Raw genomic sequence first — 17,174 nt, forward strand, 5'->3', positions numbered from 1 at the left:
CTTTTTAGGCAAGATACCAGCCAAAGCAAAGCCCTAAAAGTCTAATAAGCATCAAAAATCATTAATTCAACATCCTGTATTCATTAGGCGTATAACCTGTACTCTTTTTAAACATTCTATTAAAATGTTGTGGGTATTTGAATCCAAGCTCAAAAGCTATTTGACTTACCGATTTTTCTATATCAAAAATCCGTTCTTTGGCTACATCTATTAATTTTAAATGGATATGTTCTTGAGCAGATTTACTAGTCTCTTTTTTGATTAAATCACCAAAATAATTCGGAGATAGGTTTAAGCGACTCGCAAAATATCCCACCGATGGCAGCCCTAATTCCTGTGTAACTTCTGTTTGAAAATAGTCATTCAACAAATGTTCAAATCTTGTCAAAGCATCATTATTGATGCTTTCTCGAGTAATAAATTGTCTGTCGTAAAAACGAACACAGTAGTTCAAGAGTAATTCAATGTTGTTTGTAATAATTCTTTTACTGTGTTTATCAATCGCTTGACTTATTTCGTATTCAAGTTTACTCAATAAATCTTTGATAATTTGCTGTTCTTTCAAGGACAAATGAAGCGCCTCATGCGATTCATACGAAAAGAATGAATACTGACTCATTAGTTTTCCTAGCGCCGTTCCTTTTACTAAATCAGGATGAAAAAGTAACGCCCAGCCTGTTGGGTGATAATTTTCTTCATTATTTACTTCTATCACTTGCCCTGGCCCTATAAAAACAAGTGTTCCATCATCATAGTCATAGCTATTACGTCCATACTTCAATTCCCCACAATGTACTTCTTTCAAAAAGATAGCGTAAAAACCAAAATGAAAACGACTGTGATTTGGCAATGCTTTAGTGTTTGCATTATCAAACACACTTATTAGTGGATGTTGTGTTTCTACACCCTTTATGGCATTGTATTGCGAAATCTTTTCAAGCTTGATAATCTGTTCCATAACCTTAATTTTTAAATCCATTGACGTAAATATAGTACTAGGATTTTATCTATGCTTACCCCAATCTTTAAATCAGTAATGATGGTAGCAACATCAGGAATATATATACTTTTTGAAAATAATAAAGGGGAAAATTTGTATCGCCATTAAGGTTTTGACTAAGGTAGAACTAATAAACAATCACAAGATTCAACATGAAAACAAGAATATTAGGAAATAGCAGATTAGAAGTATCAGCCCTTGGAATGGGTTGTATGGGGCTTAGCTTTGGTTACGGCCCAGCTACCGATAAAGCCACCGCCATCAAATTAATTAGAGAAGCGTATGAACAAGGAATTACTTTCTTCGATACGGCTGAAGCTTATGGCAAAGATAATGAAGAGTTAGTGGGTGAAGCCTTAGCTCCTTTTAGAAAAGAGGTTGTAATTGCTACTAAGTTTGGATTCCGTGACGGCGATTCAAAGAAAGGACAAGACAGTCGCCCTGAGCGTATTAGAGAAGTAGCCGAAGAATCTTTAAGACGATTGAAAACAGATATCATCGACTTATTTTATCAACATCGTGTAGATACAACCGTTCCAATGGAAGATGTGGCTGGAACAGTAAAAGACCTTATTCATGAAGGAAAAGTAAAACATTTTGGACTTTCAGAAGCAGGGGTTGAATCAATCCGAAAAGCACATGCCGTACAACCCGTAACTGCTTTGCAAAGTGAGTATTCGATATGGTGGAGAGAACCAGAGTTAGCCATTTTACCTACGCTTGAAGAACTAGGCATTGGGTTTGTACCATTTAGTCCATTAGGGAAAGGCTTTTTGACAGGTGCTATTAATGCTGAGACCCAATTTGACCCAACTGATTTTAGAAATATTGTTCCCCGTTTTACCGAAGAAAACAGAAAGGCGAATCAAAAATTGGTTGAATTGTTAGCTGAAATTACCCGTCAAAAAGAGGCAACCCCTGCACAAATCGCATTGGGTTGGTTATTGGCACAAAAACCGTGGATTGTACCAATTCCGGGAACTACAAAATCTCATCGCTTAACAGAAAATATTGGAGGTGCTTCGATTGACTTATCTAAAAATGACATAAAAGCCATTGACGAGGCTTTTGCCAAGACTAACGTACAAGGAGATCGTTATCCTGCAAGTTTGCAGCAAAGAGTTGGAAAGTAAGCATTCTTTATCATAGCTACCGTTTCGGCTAAACATAAATATGGCTTCGCTCAATGAATAATTAAATTCCATTTATTCATTAATCCCAAATCCTTTAGAATAGGGTTTGGGATTTTATTTGCCATTAAAACATCATAAAATTGCGTTTATTCTTAAAAGAATAAAGAATTTACACTTCATATTAAATGTTATCATCTACTTTTGAAACAATTAGCTATATTTGAATTTTACAAACATACCGATGAGCTCAATAACAATAAAACAATTTTATGAAGAAATTTTTGGAGGTAATAATCCAGATTTAGATGATATTTTGAGTGTTAATATCAATAAAGACATTGGACATTTTAATGTTTTTGATATAGCCGAAATGTATAAAGTAGCTAAGGATAAACCAGAAATGCCTTACAACAGGAGGACTTATTACAAAATAAGTTTAATTTCTGGCAAGAATAAAGTGGAATATGCTGATAGAACCATCGAAGTATTGGAGTACGGAATTTTATTCGCAACGCCCAAAATACCATACAATTACACTCCTCAAGACAACAATCAAGCGGGACATTTTTGTGTTTTCACTAAAGAATTTTTGGCTAAATCAAAAATAGGAATAGATATAGATGTTCTTCCTATTTTCTCTAATCAGAGTGAGTTTATTTATCAAATAACGAAGGAACAGTTTGAACAAGTTGATACTCTTTTTGGTAAAATGCACACAGAAATTAATTCAGATTACGAATATAAATATGATTTATTACGCAATTATTTGATGGAGTTGATTCATTATGGTCAAAAACTAAAACCTATCACCCCTATTGGAAATATCAAAACTGCTTCTGCCAGAATAACATCTTTATTTATTGAACTGCTAGAACGTCAATTTCCCATAGAGAACACTACACAAATTTTGGTATTGAAAACACCAAAAGAGTATGCTACTACTTTAGGCATACACGTAAATCATCTCAATAGAGTACTGAAAGAAACCACAGGAAAGACTACTGGCGAAATCATTGCCAGCAGAATAAACCAAGAGGCGAAGGCATTACTCAAACAAACACATTGGAATATTTCAGAGATTGCCTATACCTTAGGTTTTGAAGAAGTGGCTCATTTTTCTAACTTCTTTAAAAAGCATAGTGAAAAGTCTCCTTTGACGTTTAGAGAATAGTTGTTTGATTCTTGCAAATATCGCTTTGATTCTTACAAATCATTATTATCCTTTTATTCGCAACTTTGCATTGTAATCAAAAACAAAAAACAATGACAAATAATGCAAATAAAATCGTCTTATTAACAGGCGGTAGTCGTGGACTTGGTAAAGAATCAGCACTTCAATTGGCGAAAAATGGCTTCGATGTTATTATTACTTTTCAAAATAATAAAGCAGATGCTGAAAATGTGGTAAATGAAATCAAAGCATTAGGAAGAAAATCGTCAAGCCTTCAATTGGATTTAGGGAAAGTAGCTTCATTTGACGGATTTGTTTCAGAATTGAAAGATATTTTGGAAAAAGACTTTGGAAAAACTAAAATTGATTCATTAGTCAATAATGCAGGAACAGGCTACTACGCTTCTATTGAAGATACCACAGAAGCTGGCTTCGATGAAATGGCAACTACACACCTAAAGGCTCCTTTTTTCCTTACGCAAAAATTACTTCCATTCATTAATGAAGGCGGAAGTATTGTCAATACTTCTTCTGGGCTAGCTCGTTTTAGCTATCCCAATTATGCTGCTTATGCCATTATGAAAGCTGGTATTGATTCATTAACACGTTACCAAGCATTAGAATTTGGTACTAAGAAAATCAGAGTTAATTCAATCGCTCCTGGTGCTATTGCCACTGATTTTGGTGGTGGTGCTGTAAGAGACAACCAAGCATTAAACGATATGATTGCAGGCAATACGGCATTAGGAAGAGTTGGTTTGCCAGATGATATTGGAGGTGTTATCGTATTTTTATGCTCAGAAGAGTCAAAATGGATCAATGCCCAAAGAATTGAAGTATCGGGTGGTGTTCATATTTAATGCTTTGTGTTCAGTGCCAAAGTAAATTTGGCTTGTCATACGAATCCACTTCAAGAAAACAATACCATCGTAATCAGAGCAATTTTAAGGTAATTCCATAAAACACAAAAAAGGCATGGCTTTAATGGTCATGTCTTTTTTGTGTTTTGCCAAATAGGAATACTCCAAAAAACTTTTTTATGAATAGGGAAAAAGTACAACTAAACGCGAAAAGCGACCATTGAAGCGCCCCCACTTTGTATCATCAAAAAACAATAACATTTCTAACATATACAAACATGAAAAAAGACAGTTTTAGCAATCGTATATTTTAGATTCTCTCTTTACTAATTTAAAATTGTACTTGAAAAATCAAACATTCAAAGATTATTAATTGGCTAAAAGAAGCGTTTGAATTGTGACATGGACACGCTATGACAATTTATGCAAACTTTAAAGAGGAAACCGAAGGATAGGAGAAACAACGAACAAACATAGCTTAATTACGCCGTCGTTTCTCTGTAAAAAAAGCGGAGTTGCTTTACTCTCTTTTTTACTAATTTATTCTTCATCGGTTCAAATGTTGCTATGACCTTATCTTTTTCTTTAATATAAATTACGAATGGTTGGTTTAGTCTATTTGTCAGATGGTAAATAGACACTAGTTCGGCAATATCCTCATGCCATGAAGCCATTCCATAAAGTGATGGAAACGGGGTTTTCTTGAGTGCTCCGTATACTTCTGAGGCAGATGAAATTGGCTGAATTTTGCCACTTCTGAAACGTGTTTTTTCTAGTGATGGATTAGTAAATTTTGCCACTGGGGTATTCAATTTACTCCATATATCTTTAGTAAAGGGTGTAGGTATAATCAAAGTGTCTTTTTTGTCTAGGTGTGGTGCAAGATTTAAAATGGCATCTACAACATGAGTAGCCTCATGCAATAAAACATATTGTATTGCATCTAATTTCCCAGCATCTATGATTATTTCAAATCCTGAATTTTTAGGATTATTGAAAATGGTTCTTTCTTTCCATGTTGCCCATTCAGAAATGGTTTCTTTCAGAATTCCTGCTCGAAAAGTAATATTAAATTGTTTGGTAGAATTAGTCGTTTCTACTGGCGAAGTCAGTGCTGTATTAGGCATATTGTCCATAAAACTAATACTCAGCAAATGCTCTTTTAATATTTTTTTATACAAAGGTGGTAATATAGCAAAGGCTTGCTCTACTTTCTCTTTTTCAACTGCTGTCAGTACATGGTTTGATGGCTCCATTCCAGCTTCAATAAACATCTTAAAAACACTCTGAGGAGCTATCAAAATACGATTCTCGGGAAAGGTACTTTCTTTACTTTTGATAGACTGAGCTGTAAGTTTATTCAATAATAAAAAGAAGAAAAGTGCAACAATTAGGTTTTTCTTTATCATACAAATAATTATTTTAATTACTGAGGGTGAGAAATCGATGTATTCACACCAAATTTAAAAAGATACAATAGCAGTTTTAAAAAACTATTGACTCCCCAAATCTAAACGTTTTAAAATAACCGACCGTAAATGTTCTTCATTTTCGTCGCCCCACTGACCCAAAGCTGAAAGTACAGGAATCAAGGTCTTGCCAAATTCGGTAAGACTATATTCTACTTTTGGCGGAACTACTGGATATATTTTTTTCGTAACCAAGTCGTGGTCTTCTAATTCTTTCAACTGAATATTTAAAACCCTTCTTGAAGCATCAGGTATTTTGCGTTGAAGCTCACTCGGGCGTTGATGCCCTTGATTGATAAACCACAACAAACGGATTTTCCATTTGCCATAAAGCACTTCGCCAATCAAATCCAAACCACAATTTAGGTTCGGTAAAATTTTCCTTTCATACATAAAACAAATTTAAACCACAGTTCCAAACTGTGCAATAGGGGAAAAATTTATCCCTATCTGAATCGTATTTCCGTAATTGCTTTAGAGCAATGTACGGATGAAATTTGCACAAAAAAAAAGAAATGGAACAACAATTTAATTTTAACAATGAGTTATTAGGCAAGATTGCCTTGGTTACAGGCGGAACCAAAGGTACTGGAAGAGCCATTGCAGAAAGGCTTTTACAAGCTGGTGCAACGGTTATTATTACCGCAAGAAATCCACCCGAAAAAGAGAACAGTAATTTGTATTTCATTCCTGCAGATTTAAGCAAGGCAGAAGATGCACAAAAAGTGGTCAGCGAAGTGCTATCTACTTATGGCACACTAGATATTCTTGTGAATAACCTTGGTTCTTCAGTAACTCCTGCTGGTGGTTTTGCTGTATTAACTGATGACGATTGGCAATCAACCCTACAAGCCAATCTGCTTGCTCCTATTCGACTAGACAGAGGATTTTTACCACAAATGTTAGCTAAAAAAAGTGGTGTTATTATTCACATAGCTTCTATTCAAGGTAAATTACCACTATATGCTTCTACGTTGCCCTATGCAGCCGCAAAAGCAGGATTGATTAATTATAGCAAAAGTTTATCAAATGAAGTTACACCAAAAAGAGTTCGTGTCCTAACTGTTTCGCCAGGATGGATCAATACAACCGCCTCGGAAGCTTGGTTGGGTGAGATTGCAAGAAATGCAAATAGTACCTTAGAAGAAGCTCAGCAAAGTGTGATGGACGCTTTGGGGGGAATTCCTTTTGGTCGCCCAGCCCAACCCGAAGAAGTTGCCGAATTCGTTGGCTTTTTGGTTTCACCAAGAGCCAATTACTTAACAGGGACAAATTTTGTAATAGATGGTGGCACAGTGCCAACAATTTAATAACCTAAAAAATAAAAAGATGAACTTACCAAATGTTATTGCAGATTTAACAAATGCACAAAACAATTTCGACAGTGTGGCTTACGCCAATTGTTTTTCCGAAACTGCCATAGTTTTTGACGAAGGCCAAAATCACAAGGGGAAAAAGGAAATCCAACAATGGATTAAAAAAGCCAATGAAGCGTACCAAGCCGTTATGAAACCTCTTGAATATGCTTCAACAGATGAAATTCTAAAAGCTGAAGTTTCGGGCAATTTCCCAGGAAGTCCTATTGTTTTGGCGTATCATTTTAAATTAAAAGACGGACTTATTGAGTATTTGAAAATTACGGGCTGACAAAGTGAGAAGCTAACAACTACATTTTTTATAGTGGCAAGTCACAGGAACACGCAGTTAAACTGCGTGTTTCGTCCACTAAATCAACATAGGATTTTCAAACGAACTCCTCTTGCCTTTTAATCACTTTTTGTCTGTGCATTTCACCCCACGAAACAAGGGCCGAAAGCACATCTTGTAAGGTATCTGCATAAGATAATAGTTCGTACTCTACTACCACAGGTACACCTATGTCCACTTTTCTTTTTACAAAGCCATTTTCTTCGAGATCTTTTAGTACCCCTGAAAGCACCTTAGCAGAAATACCATCTATGGTTCTTTGTAAGTCATTAAAGCGGGTATGTCCGTCTTTTAGGGCAAGAATTACCCGCAAAGTCCATTTGCCCCCTATTACGTACATAGCGTCTTCGAGGGCTTTGATGGAGTTCCTACATTTTTCTGTACTAATTACGTTTTTCATATTTGTATAGCTAACTAACCTAAAGGTTACTACTTACCTTATGTATAGTAGTAACTTTTGGAAAGCAAATGTAGATAGATTTGTGACATCATTAAAATAAATTTTCAAGAAATGTCAACAAAAAAAGTACTTCACATTAAAGCAAGCATCAATGGCGATGCCTCTAAAAGCAATCTGCTTTCAAACGCAATCATTGAAAAGCTCAATAATACGTATTCTGAATGCACGATTGAAACCCTAGACTTATCAGAAAGCCCTCTGCCTTTTCTTACTAATGAAATGTATCAGGCATTTTCTACCCCGAAAGAGGCACGTAGCCAAACGCAGACAGCAATCATTCAGCCTTCCGAAATTGCGATAAAACAAATCAAGGAGGCAGATATTGTAGTTCTGGCAGTTCCATTGTATAATTTTAGTATTCCTGCCAACCTGAAAGCATGGATCGACCAAATTGCTCGTGCCAATGAAACTTTTAGCTATGCAACAGGCTCTCTGCAAGGTTTATTGATGAATAAAAAAGTCTATTTGGCTATTGCATCTGGTGGGATATACACTGAAGGAATGATGAAAGCCTATGATTTTACGGAAAACTATTTGCGTGCTGTTCTCGGATTTATGGGCTTGACCGACGTAAGCACTTTTCGCCTAGAAGGTATTTCTGTGCCAAATTTGGGCGAACAAGCAGCTACAAAAGCATTGGAGGCTGTAGAGGCTTTCAGTTTTTAAAATCTTAACTAATTGGTTAGCATCGGCTTGGCTGTTGATAACAACACAGCCAAGTCGATGAATATCTTAGAGAACCGTATATAAATCACCATTATACTTTTTATTATGAATTTAGTCTATCGAATGGTGTTGGGTAAAAAGCCGAATTCACCATTGAGTTTTCTAAAGACCAAATGAATGAATGAACTAATTGATTTGATTTGTACATACAGACCTTAATTTTTGATTAGAAACTTGGCAGAGCTGATTATTAAAACTTAAACTTCAATATCTCTATTCTTTCTTACGCAAAATAACACCGTTTTCAGGGTCTTTTAATAAGATACTATTTTCGTCTAAAAGCCCTTTTATTTGCTCATAAGGAAGCTTATCAAGGTTTTCATTTTTCAACTGTAAAGAACGAATATACCCATTGGGCTCGATTAATTTAATGATTTTACAGCGACAAAGCGCATTTTCTGGTTCATTAATTACTTCTTTTACTGTCAATCCTTTGCCTAATTTGATGTATATTTCCCTAATACCGATAATTTTATTTCGTTCGCCTATATCAAAATTCCAAGAAGCAGAAATCACACTTGCAAATGTTTTGTCTTTTTCCAGTTTTAACAGCGAATGTTTGGGAGATGGATTTTCAGGAGCATTCTTTACCCGAGAGTGAACAGATACCAACCACGGTGCTTCAAATTGCATAAAACCTTTATGATTAAAATTTGAACCGTAACGAATAAAAGTGAAATAACCATCTTTATAGCTTACATTCATCACATTAGATACCACCATGTGGTAGCGGTCGGGATCAAAACTACGGGCTTGCGGAGAACCAGTATAACAGAGCCAGATACCTTCCAGACTATCAATCTCTGCTTTTGAGGGTAAGTAAGGCACAATACTTAAATCTTCTTTCAGGATTTTAAGTTTCTCCTTTTCTTTTAACCAAAAGAAAATACTCAATGAAACACCTAAGGTTAATAATATCAATAAGCTCCTTACAAAATAAGATAAATCACTCAAATCAAAAAAACCTCTGGTTTTGAAGGCCTCATACTGCTTTTGTGTACCTAATGGTATAGTAATATTTTCTTTGTAATCTATCAATTCAGGGTCTGTAGGGTTTTCAGCAAAACCTTTACGCCCCATACCAAATAGATAAATATAAGCGGAATCTACCAAGAATGACCTTGGATGTGTAACAATCTGATTGTAAAAAGCATCTTTGATTTGATTACCAGTAATGTCATACTTACGAAAAGGATACTCTGATGGTCGATGAGTTTTTTCAGGAGCATAATCCTCGTGGTGAAGCTCCGCTGAAGTAAAGGGAAGTTGATTACTTATTTCACTTAATACTTTAGCTACTTCTTCATAATTTTTTCGGTTTGAATTACGAACTACTTTCCGACCGCTTTCAGTTTCAAATTTTTCAATGACTTTCCCTAATAAATAAGCTATTTCTTCTTTACCAGATTTTAATTCCATTTCGTCGGATGAGTATTTACAACTACTCAGTATTTTATATAAATTATTGAATAATAGACAATTAACCATTTCCAGAAATTAAGATTCGGTTTCTGGAATGTATTCATTCAACTAAAATTAGTGATAAATTATCTGCCTTTCATACTTTTGAAGTATAGCCCCTTATTCATCAATATATTGGTTGACGGTACAAAGTTTTTTTTCGCTTGAAATTAAAACTACTCAAATTCAAGAGAACAACAAAGAGAATATTTTGCCAAGAAAGAATCAAAACATAAAAATATAAACAATTAACCTTAATAAAATGAAAAAAAACTTTCTTGTCTATTTAATTATTTTCCAAATGATTTCGCTGATGGTATTTGCAAAAACCGATACGCTAGAAATCGCCTCAACTAAAATGAATAAGACTTACAAAGCTGCCGTTACACTGCCAAAGTCTTATGAAAATAACCAAAAATCTTTCCCCGTACTTTATTTATTGCATGGTGGTATTGGGCATTTTAATGACTGGCTTACCAAATCTCCAGATAAAAACCTTATCCAGAACCTAGCCGACCAGTATAATTTAGTAATTGTGATGCCTGAGGGTGAAGTGTTTAGTTATTATATTGATAGCCCTGTTGATAAAAATAGTCAGTTTGAATCTTATATTGTAAAAGATGTAATCACTAAAATTGATAGGACTTACCGAACGATTGCTTCTAAAAATGGGCGAGTAATTACGGGTCTTTCGATGGGAGGCTACGGTGCTTTGTATTTATCAGGAAAATATCCTGAACTTTTTGTGGCTGCTGGAAGTATGAGCGGAGCCCTTAATCCTGATTTACAAGGATGGAAATTACCAAAAGAAGCCACAGAGAACCTCAGAAAAGCTTTTGACGCCATCATTGGCTCATACAATACTGACCCGAAAGGCTATGAACCCTATTCGGTGATTGCAATGGCCGATAAAATGAAAACCAATGGCGTGAGCCTTATTTTTGACTGTGGAACAGACGATTTCTTGATTGAACCTAACCGTGAACTTCACCGTAGGTTGGTCTTCAACAATACACCACACGACTATTCAGAAAGACCAGGTGGGCATTCTTGGCCATATTGGGAAAACTCTCTTTATTTTCATGCCCTTTACTTCTCCAAAATCCTTAAATCTGTCAATTCAGGTAAGTATTAAAAAATATAATTCGATGAAAAACGCTGTAATTATTTTGCTTGTCTTTGCCTGTACATTTTTTGCACAAAAAGTTCAAGCTGCCGTAACAGATACTTTGGCGATACAAAGTTTGGCAATGAATAAAACATTGAAAGCAGTGGTTATTACACCACAAAGCTATCAATCTTCCAAAAAGAATTACCCAGTAGTGTATTTACTTCATGGTGGAAGCGGTAATTACAAAAATTGGACTGAGCTCACACCCGACAAATCTCTTGTTGCGAGGATGGCTGATTTATTTGATGTCATTATCGTTATGCCAGATGGCGGTACTTCAAGTTATTATTTCGACAGTCCCTTGCTAAGGGATAGCCAATATGAAACTTTTATTTCAAAAGAAGTAAGGGAAAAAGTAGACAAGGATTATCGCACCATTAAAACCAGAGAAGGTAGAGCGATTACGGGTTTGTCGATGGGCGGGCACGGGGCTGTGTATATTGCCACCAAACATCCTGACTTATACTGTGCTGCTGGAAGTATGAGTGGAGTACTGAATATTAACCCTAGTACTTGGAAAGTTACCCCAGATTTTGCCAAAATTCGCATAGATAATTTTAAAAAAATGATTGGTGAACGTGAAGAATCAGGTCCTTTTTATCCCGGATTTAATCTTATTACGATGACGGAGCAAATCAAAGCTGCAAAACTTCATTTGATTTTTGATTGTGGTGTAGATGATTTCCTAATTGAACCAAACCGAGAAATGCACAAACTCTTAACGGCCAACGGAACGCCCCACGATTATACTGAAAGACCCGGAAAACATGAATGGCCGTATTGGGAAAATGCTTTGCCTTATCACTTGTTATTCTTCCAGAAAGTACTTCAAGCTAAAAAACAATAACATAAGATGCTGGCATTATTAGGATTTTCAACCATACTCCTGTTCCTGATATTGGTGATTTCAAGAAAATTATCAGTATTGTTATCTCTGATTATCATTCCAGTATTTTTTGCGATTGTAGGTGGTTTTGAGCCACAAGCTATCGGCGAAATGATTGTGGCAGGCATCAAACAAGTAGCTCCGACGGGTATTCTGTTGATTTTTGCCGTTTTGTACTTTGCTTTGATGATTGATGCGGGTCTTTTTGACCCCGTCATTTCTGGTATTATTCACTTAGCAAAAGGCGACCCTCTGAAAATTACAATGGGAACGGCACTGCTTACCATGATTGTCCATTTAGATGGCGACGGAACAGCTACATTTATGATTACTATTTCCGCTTTATTGCCCATCTATAAAAGATTAGGCATAAATAGGCTTATTCTGCCATGTATTGTAGCTTTGAGTGCTGGAGTGATGCATTTAGTGCCGTGGTCGGGTACGATGGCAAGGGCTTTACAAGTTATGCAAACTAATGCAGCTGGTTTACTTGTTCCTGTACTTCCTTCAATGATTGTAGGTATAATTTGGGTGTTGGGAGTATCGTGGTGGTTAGGAAAAAAAGAACGTAAAAGACTGGGAGTCATTGCATTTGATTATAGACACGCAGACGAGTTGACGGAATCACAAAAACGTACCAGAAGACCCAAACTTATCTTAGTGAATGCCATATTGACAATCTGTCTAATATTTTGTTTGGTTATGTCCATATTGCCACCATCTGCCTTGTTTATTATTGGATTCTCTGTGGCAATGCTTATTAATTACCCTTCTCAAACCGAGCAAAAAAGTCGATTACAAGAACATGCTGCCAATGTGTTTTTTGTATCTGTAATGATTTTTGCAGCAGGTGTTTTCTCAGGAATCTTAACAGGAACTAAAATGATAGATGCCATGGCTCAGTCGCTCGTAACCCTTATTCCTGCCGAACACGCAGGTTACCTTCCTGCATTGGTAGGAGTAACAAGTATGCCACTGAGTTTTGTCTTTACGCCAGACGCCTATTATTTCGGTGTCTTACCTGTCCTAAAAGAAGCCGCAATCCACTACGGTATTAATCCAATAGAAGTAGGAAGAGGAGCCATTTTAGGACAAATGACGGTGGGTTTCCCTTTAAGTCCGCTCACGGCTTCTACTTTTGTACTGGTTGGGCTTTCAGAAGTTGAATTATCCGACCATCAGAAATTTACTTTTAAATGGGCTTTTATGACTACTTTTTTAATGACATTGACAGCCATCATTACTGGTGCGATTCATTTACTATGAAAGAATTAAAAAAAATAAGAATTGGAGCAGGAGCAGGTTTTTCTGGTGACCGCCTAGAGCCTGCCAAAATATTGGCACAGGATGGAGAAATAGATTATTTGGTATTGGAATGCTTAGCAGAAAGAACAATTGCATTGGCTCAGAAAAGAAAAATGGTCGATTCATCAAAAGGCTATGACCCACTGTTGGAAAGGCGGATGGAAATACTGCTTCCAATTATTAAAGAAAAAGGTATAAAAATACTCAGTAATATGGGTGCGGCCAATCCTTTGGCCGCAGCAAAAAAAATTACTGAAATAGCAGCAAAGAACAATCTTACCATAAAAGTGGCCGCTGTTGTTGGCGACGATGTGCTTTCTCTGATTACAGGAAATGAAATTACCTTAGAATCAGGACAACCTTTAAACAGTTTTGGCAAAATAATCTCTGCAAATGCTTATCTCGGAGCAGACAGTATTCTACCAGCCATTGCCTCTGGTGCTGATATTATTATTACTGGTCGAGTAGCAGACCCTTCGCTAGTAGTAGCTCCGCTGATGTATGAGTTTGGCTGGTCGTATGATGATGTAGAACTCATCGGAAAAGCTACGGTAATTGGTCATTTGATGGAGTGTGCAGGACAAGTAACAGGCGGTTATTTTGCCGATGGAGTAAATAAAATTGTACCAAATTTAGAAATTCTGGGGCATCCGTTTGTAGATGTATCTCAAGACGGAACAGCACTTCTTGGGAAAGTAGAAAACACAGGTGGAATAATTAGCCTTGCCACCGTCAAAGAGCAACTTCTCTACGAAGTACTCAATCCTTTTGCCTACCTTACACCCGACGTTTCAGCAGATTTCACCACAGTTTCACTCAAGCAAATTGCACCAAACAGTGTACAAGTAAGTGGTGGTAGTGGCTCATCAAAACCCGAAAAATTAAAAGTTAGTGTAGGTTATCATGCTGGTTTTATGGGCGAAGGGGAAATTTTATACGCAGGAGCATTTGCGATGGAAAGGGCAAAAATGGCTGGTGAAATTATACGTTTACGTTTACAGGAACAATACCCAGATAAACTCCGTATTGACTATATCGGCAATAATTCGGCTCATTCAGGAATAAATCAAGATGATTCTACCGCGTATGAAATTCGCTTAAGAGTTGCAGGAATGGCAGATTCGCCAGAAATAGCGGCACTCATCGGCGAGGAAGTGGAAGCACTCTATACAAATGGACCATCGGGTGGTGGTGGCGTAAGAAAATCTATTAACGAAATCATTGGAATACAATCTATCTTGATTAGTCGCAATAGTATTAATCCCTCTTTTTCAATATTTGAATCATGAAAACTAAATTATACCATATCGCTCACAGCAGAGCAGGCGATAAAGGCAATACATTGATGTTGTCCTTGATTCCCTTCAAAGAAGAGGATTTTCCAAGTTTGGTGGAACAAGTAACAGTTCAAAAAGTAAAAGACCATTTAAAAGCTATCGTAAAAGGCAATATCATTCGTTATGAAATGCCCAATATTTCATCGCTACTTTTTGTGTGTGAAGAAGCTTTGGGTGGTGGCGTGACAACCTCCTTAGCCCTGGACCCACATGGAAAGACATTAAACTATGCCTTATTGGAACTTGAGGTAGATTTATGATAAGATAATGTTCATATTGTTTTCATTCAATCATACCCTATTCGGCTTTTAAGTTCTTTGTTATATTGGGATTGGGGCAGTAAAACCTTTTCAATTGTAAATCTTAGCTTCTGAAATAAGCGAAATATGAATTAATTCCTCCTGTAAGTAAAAATTGTCTTGTCCATGATGCTACTTGTTTTTTGTTTATTTTAATATGACAACGTTCAGCACCTCGGCGTACAACTAACCCATTTTAGCGGAAAAGTAGTAAAGAAATACGGAATCTGGAGATTTGTATTAGTATTGCTGATTTGTGCTAATAAATAACTTTATATTTGAGCTTTTCAACAAACCTACATTGAGCTTTCTAACAAAGATGCACCTTGATTTTTGGATGAACTTTGTAGAAACAAAATTCAAGAAAAATGACAAAGGTTTGGTTTATTACAGGTAGCTCAAAAGGTTTAGGCAAAAGCCTTGCCTTAGAAGCTTTGGCAAATGGTGATAACGTAGTTGCCACCGCAAGAAATGTTTCACAATTAAATGATTTAGTAGAGCTATTCCCGAATCAGGTGTTGGTTCTTCCGCTAGATGTAAGCAAAAAGGCTCAGATTGATACTGCCGTTGCTGAAGCAATAGCTCATTTTGGTAAAATTGACGTATTAGTCAATAATGCAGGATTTGGCATTACGGGTGCAGCCGAGGCATTTACTGATGAACAAGTTCGCAGTCAGTTAGACGTTAATTTGTATGCACCTATCGAAATCACTCGTGTAGTTTTGCCAATTATGCGTAAGCAACGCTCAGGACGAATTCTCCAAATTAGTTCAATCGGTGGGCGTGTTGGAAACGCGGGATTGACCATGTATCAAGCTGCCAAATTTGGGTTAGCAGGCTTTACAGAAGCTCTGAGCAAAGAGGTAGCTCCTTTAGGCATTAAAGTGACGTCTATCGAACCAGGCGGTTTCCGTACTGATTGGGCTGGTGCATCTATGAGCTTTGCCGAAGATATTGAGGGCTATGAAAGCACAGTTGGCGGTATAAAAGGATATATTTTATCAGGACAATATGTACCTGTGGGAGATCCTGCCAAAGCGGCTAAAGTGATGTTTGAACTGGCATCACATCCTGAGCCCCCCATACATTTGGTATTAGGAAGCGAGGCAACTGCTATTTTGAGAAATGCAGATGAAAACAGAAAAGCAGAATTTGAAAAATGGCTTACGGTAAGTAATTCTACCGACCACGACGAAGCAGAAAGTCTCTTTGAAACAGAGGAAGGTAGAAAATTTTTAAGGGATAAAGGGATAATTAAAAAAGCATAATTGCTTCATTTTCTATTAGCGAGTGAATCTATTCGCTCACTAATAGAAAATCAAAAGAGTGTGAAAATTGTATTGATGCTGGAAACAGACTAATTTGAGTTTAATATGAAATCTGAAAATGAAAAACGTGCGAGTATTGTGTACTCCTGCTATTACAAACAAAGCAGAGAAGGAGAGCAATTTGTGGCTGACCATGTGTTAAATTATCAAATTGCAGGTACTTCTATTCTCAACGATGGGAACAACCGGTATGAATCTCATGAGGGTTCTTTTCGTTTTATCAGACGTAATCAACTCCTAAAATTCAGCAAACATCCGCCCGTAGATGGTGAATATCAATCACTCAGTATTTTCTTTACCCAAGAAACCTTAAAAAGTTTTAGTTTAGCCTACGAAGTGCTGTCTGACCAAAAACAATACGAGCAGTATATATACGCTCTGCAAACAAATTCACTGCTGGAAAACTATGTTAATTCCTTATTGACCTATCGCCAAAGTACAATTTTTGAAAATTCGCAACTGGTTGATGTAAAGTTAAAAGAGGGTGTTTTATTGCTATTACACACTAATCCAGCATTAAAGGATATTCTATTTGATTTCAAAGACCCACACAAAATTGATTTGGAATCATTCATGAATAAGAACTATCATTTCAACGTTCACTTAGACCGTTTTGCCTACCTTACAGGTAGAAGTTTAGCTACTTTTAAAAGAGATTTTGACAAAGTATTTGGTGTTTCTCCAAGGCATTGGTTACAACAAAAACGCCTAAAAGAAGCTTTTTATCTTATCCATGAAAAAGGGAAAATAGCTTCAGACATTTACCTAGATTTAGGCTTTGAAGACTTATCTCATTTTTCTTTTGCTTTTAAAAAAACGTATGGCGTAGCTCCTTCCAAAATGCTTTCACCTTAAAATAGC

At 36.4% G+C, this 17,174-nt stretch carries 18 protein-coding genes; 13 read left to right on the plus strand and 5 right to left on the minus strand.

Annotated elements, in window-relative coordinates:
- Window positions 1–61: 61 nt before the first annotated feature.
- The gene (locus tag J2Y60_RS12140; RefSeq protein ID WP_309918281.1) at window positions 62–958 is read right to left on the minus strand and encodes a helix-turn-helix domain-containing protein; all 897 of its coding nucleotides are present in this window, start codon (window positions 956–958) and stop codon (window positions 62–64) included.
- 194 nt (window positions 959–1,152) lie between these two features.
- Between J2Y60_RS12140 and J2Y60_RS12145 the strand changes: the two genes are divergently transcribed.
- From J2Y60_RS12145 to J2Y60_RS12155, 3 genes are all read left to right on the plus strand, one after another.
- Window positions 1,153–2,133 (plus strand): aldo/keto reductase, encoded by a 981-nt coding sequence (locus J2Y60_RS12145; protein ID WP_309918284.1) that lies wholly within the window; start codon window positions 1,153–1,155, stop codon window positions 2,131–2,133.
- Window positions 2,134–2,374: 241 nt separating this feature from the next.
- A complete protein-coding gene (locus J2Y60_RS12150) occupies window positions 2,375–3,304 on the plus strand; it encodes a helix-turn-helix transcriptional regulator (protein WP_309918287.1) in 930 nt (309 codons plus the stop codon).
- 92 nt (window positions 3,305–3,396) lie between these two features.
- A complete protein-coding gene (locus tag J2Y60_RS12155) occupies window positions 3,397–4,164 on the plus strand; it encodes an SDR family oxidoreductase (RefSeq protein WP_309918291.1) in 768 nt (255 codons plus the stop codon).
- A 482-nt stretch (window positions 4,165–4,646) separates the two neighbouring features.
- On the opposite strand, the gene J2Y60_RS12160 is transcribed toward J2Y60_RS12155, so the two are convergent.
- Complete coding sequence (locus tag J2Y60_RS12160; RefSeq protein WP_309918294.1) at window positions 4,647–5,573, minus strand: hypothetical protein; 927 nt, start codon at window positions 5,571–5,573, stop codon at window positions 4,647–4,649.
- Window positions 5,574–5,657: 84 nt separating this feature from the next.
- A complete protein-coding gene (locus J2Y60_RS12165; protein ID WP_309918297.1) occupies window positions 5,658–6,026 on the minus strand; it encodes a helix-turn-helix domain-containing protein in 369 nt (122 codons plus the stop codon).
- Between the two features lie 122 nt (window positions 6,027–6,148).
- Here J2Y60_RS12165 and J2Y60_RS12170 point away from each other — a divergent pair, with 122 nt between their 5' ends.
- Both J2Y60_RS12170 and J2Y60_RS12175 read left to right on the plus strand, forming a co-directional pair.
- Window positions 6,149–6,943: an SDR family oxidoreductase gene (locus tag J2Y60_RS12170; protein WP_309918299.1), complete on the plus strand. Its 795-nt coding sequence runs from the start codon at window positions 6,149–6,151 to the stop codon at window positions 6,941–6,943.
- Between the two features lie 19 nt (window positions 6,944–6,962).
- A complete protein-coding gene (locus J2Y60_RS12175) occupies window positions 6,963–7,280 on the plus strand; it encodes a nuclear transport factor 2 family protein (protein ID WP_309918302.1) in 318 nt (105 codons plus the stop codon).
- Between the two features lie 97 nt (window positions 7,281–7,377).
- Here J2Y60_RS12175 and J2Y60_RS12180 read toward each other — a convergent pair whose 3' ends face one another.
- Window positions 7,378–7,740, minus strand: a complete 363-nt coding sequence (locus J2Y60_RS12180; RefSeq protein ID WP_309918305.1) for a helix-turn-helix domain-containing protein — start codon at window positions 7,738–7,740, stop codon at window positions 7,378–7,380.
- A gap of 111 nt (window positions 7,741–7,851) precedes the next feature.
- Between J2Y60_RS12180 and J2Y60_RS12185 the strand changes: the two genes are divergently transcribed.
- Window positions 7,852–8,466, plus strand: a complete 615-nt coding sequence (locus tag J2Y60_RS12185; RefSeq protein ID WP_309918308.1) for an NAD(P)H-dependent oxidoreductase — start codon at window positions 7,852–7,854, stop codon at window positions 8,464–8,466.
- A gap of 273 nt (window positions 8,467–8,739) precedes the next feature.
- On the opposite strand, the gene J2Y60_RS12190 is transcribed toward J2Y60_RS12185, so the two are convergent.
- Window positions 8,740–9,945: a hypothetical protein gene (locus J2Y60_RS12190; protein ID WP_309918310.1), complete on the minus strand. Its 1,206-nt coding sequence runs from the start codon at window positions 9,943–9,945 to the stop codon at window positions 8,740–8,742.
- Window positions 9,946–10,249: 304 nt separating this feature from the next.
- Between J2Y60_RS12190 and J2Y60_RS12195 the strand changes: the two genes are divergently transcribed.
- The 7 genes from J2Y60_RS12195 to J2Y60_RS12225 all read left to right on the plus strand — a co-directional run bounded on the left by J2Y60_RS12195 (window position 10,250) and on the right by J2Y60_RS12225 (window position 17,168).
- Complete coding sequence (locus tag J2Y60_RS12195) at window positions 10,250–11,122, plus strand: alpha/beta hydrolase family protein (protein ID WP_309918313.1); 873 nt, start codon at window positions 10,250–10,252, stop codon at window positions 11,120–11,122.
- Between the two features lie 13 nt (window positions 11,123–11,135).
- A complete protein-coding gene (locus tag J2Y60_RS12200) occupies window positions 11,136–12,005 on the plus strand; it encodes an alpha/beta hydrolase family protein (RefSeq protein ID WP_309918316.1) in 870 nt (289 codons plus the stop codon).
- A gap of 6 nt (window positions 12,006–12,011) precedes the next feature.
- Window positions 12,012–13,310, plus strand: coding sequence for a citrate:proton symporter (locus tag J2Y60_RS12205; protein ID WP_309918320.1), 1,299 nt, complete (start codon window positions 12,012–12,014; stop codon window positions 13,308–13,310).
- Complete coding sequence (locus J2Y60_RS12210; protein WP_309918324.1) at window positions 13,307–14,638, plus strand: acyclic terpene utilization AtuA family protein; 1,332 nt, start codon at window positions 13,307–13,309, stop codon at window positions 14,636–14,638. Before J2Y60_RS12205 ends, J2Y60_RS12210 begins: the two co-directional genes overlap by 4 nt.
- Window positions 14,635–14,946, plus strand: a complete 312-nt coding sequence (locus J2Y60_RS12215; RefSeq protein ID WP_309918327.1) for a hypothetical protein — start codon at window positions 14,635–14,637, stop codon at window positions 14,944–14,946. The genes J2Y60_RS12210 and J2Y60_RS12215 overlap by 4 nt, the downstream gene beginning before the upstream one ends.
- A gap of 407 nt (window positions 14,947–15,353) precedes the next feature.
- Window positions 15,354–16,253: an oxidoreductase gene (locus tag J2Y60_RS12220; RefSeq protein ID WP_309918330.1), complete on the plus strand. Its 900-nt coding sequence runs from the start codon at window positions 15,354–15,356 to the stop codon at window positions 16,251–16,253.
- 105 nt (window positions 16,254–16,358) lie between these two features.
- Window positions 16,359–17,168 (plus strand): AraC family transcriptional regulator, encoded by an 810-nt coding sequence (locus J2Y60_RS12225; RefSeq protein ID WP_309918333.1) that lies wholly within the window; start codon window positions 16,359–16,361, stop codon window positions 17,166–17,168.
- Window positions 17,169–17,174 lie beyond the last annotated feature (6 nt).

It is taken from the genome of Arcicella sp. BE140 (assembly GCF_031456255.1).
Classification (GTDB): domain Bacteria; phylum Bacteroidota; class Bacteroidia; order Cytophagales; family Spirosomataceae; genus Arcicella; species Arcicella aquatica.

What these genes read in the sequence shown, in the direction of transcription:
- J2Y60_RS12160 (WP_309918294.1), bottom strand. Translation starts at nt 5,573, where the DNA reads ATGATAAAGAAAAACCTAATTGTTGCACTTTTCTTCTTTTTATTATTG.
- J2Y60_RS12220 (WP_309918330.1), top strand. Translation starts at nt 15,354, where the DNA reads ATGACAAAGGTTTGGTTTATTACAGGTAGCTCAAAAGGTTTAGGCAAA.
- J2Y60_RS12200 (WP_309918316.1), top strand. Translation starts at nt 11,136, where the DNA reads ATGAAAAACGCTGTAATTATTTTGCTTGTCTTTGCCTGTACATTTTTT.
- J2Y60_RS12155 (WP_309918291.1), top strand. Translation starts at nt 3,397, where the DNA reads ATGACAAATAATGCAAATAAAATCGTCTTATTAACAGGCGGTAGTCGT.
- J2Y60_RS12145 (WP_309918284.1), top strand. Translation starts at nt 1,153, where the DNA reads ATGAAAACAAGAATATTAGGAAATAGCAGATTAGAAGTATCAGCCCTT.
- J2Y60_RS12180 (WP_309918305.1), bottom strand. Translation starts at nt 7,740, where the DNA reads ATGAAAAACGTAATTAGTACAGAAAAATGTAGGAACTCCATCAAAGCC.
- J2Y60_RS12165 (WP_309918297.1), bottom strand. Translation starts at nt 6,026, where the DNA reads ATGTATGAAAGGAAAATTTTACCGAACCTAAATTGTGGTTTGGATTTG.
- J2Y60_RS12210 (WP_309918324.1), top strand. Translation starts at nt 13,307, where the DNA reads ATGAAAGAATTAAAAAAAATAAGAATTGGAGCAGGAGCAGGTTTTTCT.
- J2Y60_RS12225 (WP_309918333.1), top strand. Translation starts at nt 16,359, where the DNA reads ATGAAATCTGAAAATGAAAAACGTGCGAGTATTGTGTACTCCTGCTAT.
- J2Y60_RS12140 (WP_309918281.1), bottom strand. Translation starts at nt 958, where the DNA reads ATGGAACAGATTATCAAGCTTGAAAAGATTTCGCAATACAATGCCATA.
- J2Y60_RS12185 (WP_309918308.1), top strand. Translation starts at nt 7,852, where the DNA reads ATGTCAACAAAAAAAGTACTTCACATTAAAGCAAGCATCAATGGCGAT.
- J2Y60_RS12150 (WP_309918287.1), top strand. Translation starts at nt 2,375, where the DNA reads ATGAGCTCAATAACAATAAAACAATTTTATGAAGAAATTTTTGGAGGT.
- J2Y60_RS12170 (WP_309918299.1), top strand. Translation starts at nt 6,149, where the DNA reads ATGGAACAACAATTTAATTTTAACAATGAGTTATTAGGCAAGATTGCC.
- J2Y60_RS12215 (WP_309918327.1), top strand. Translation starts at nt 14,635, where the DNA reads ATGAAAACTAAATTATACCATATCGCTCACAGCAGAGCAGGCGATAAA.
- J2Y60_RS12195 (WP_309918313.1), top strand. Translation starts at nt 10,250, where the DNA reads ATGAAAAAAAACTTTCTTGTCTATTTAATTATTTTCCAAATGATTTCG.
- J2Y60_RS12175 (WP_309918302.1), top strand. Translation starts at nt 6,963, where the DNA reads ATGAACTTACCAAATGTTATTGCAGATTTAACAAATGCACAAAACAAT.
- J2Y60_RS12190 (WP_309918310.1), bottom strand. Translation starts at nt 9,945, where the DNA reads ATGGAATTAAAATCTGGTAAAGAAGAAATAGCTTATTTATTAGGGAAA.
- J2Y60_RS12205 (WP_309918320.1), top strand. Translation starts at nt 12,012, where the DNA reads ATGCTGGCATTATTAGGATTTTCAACCATACTCCTGTTCCTGATATTG.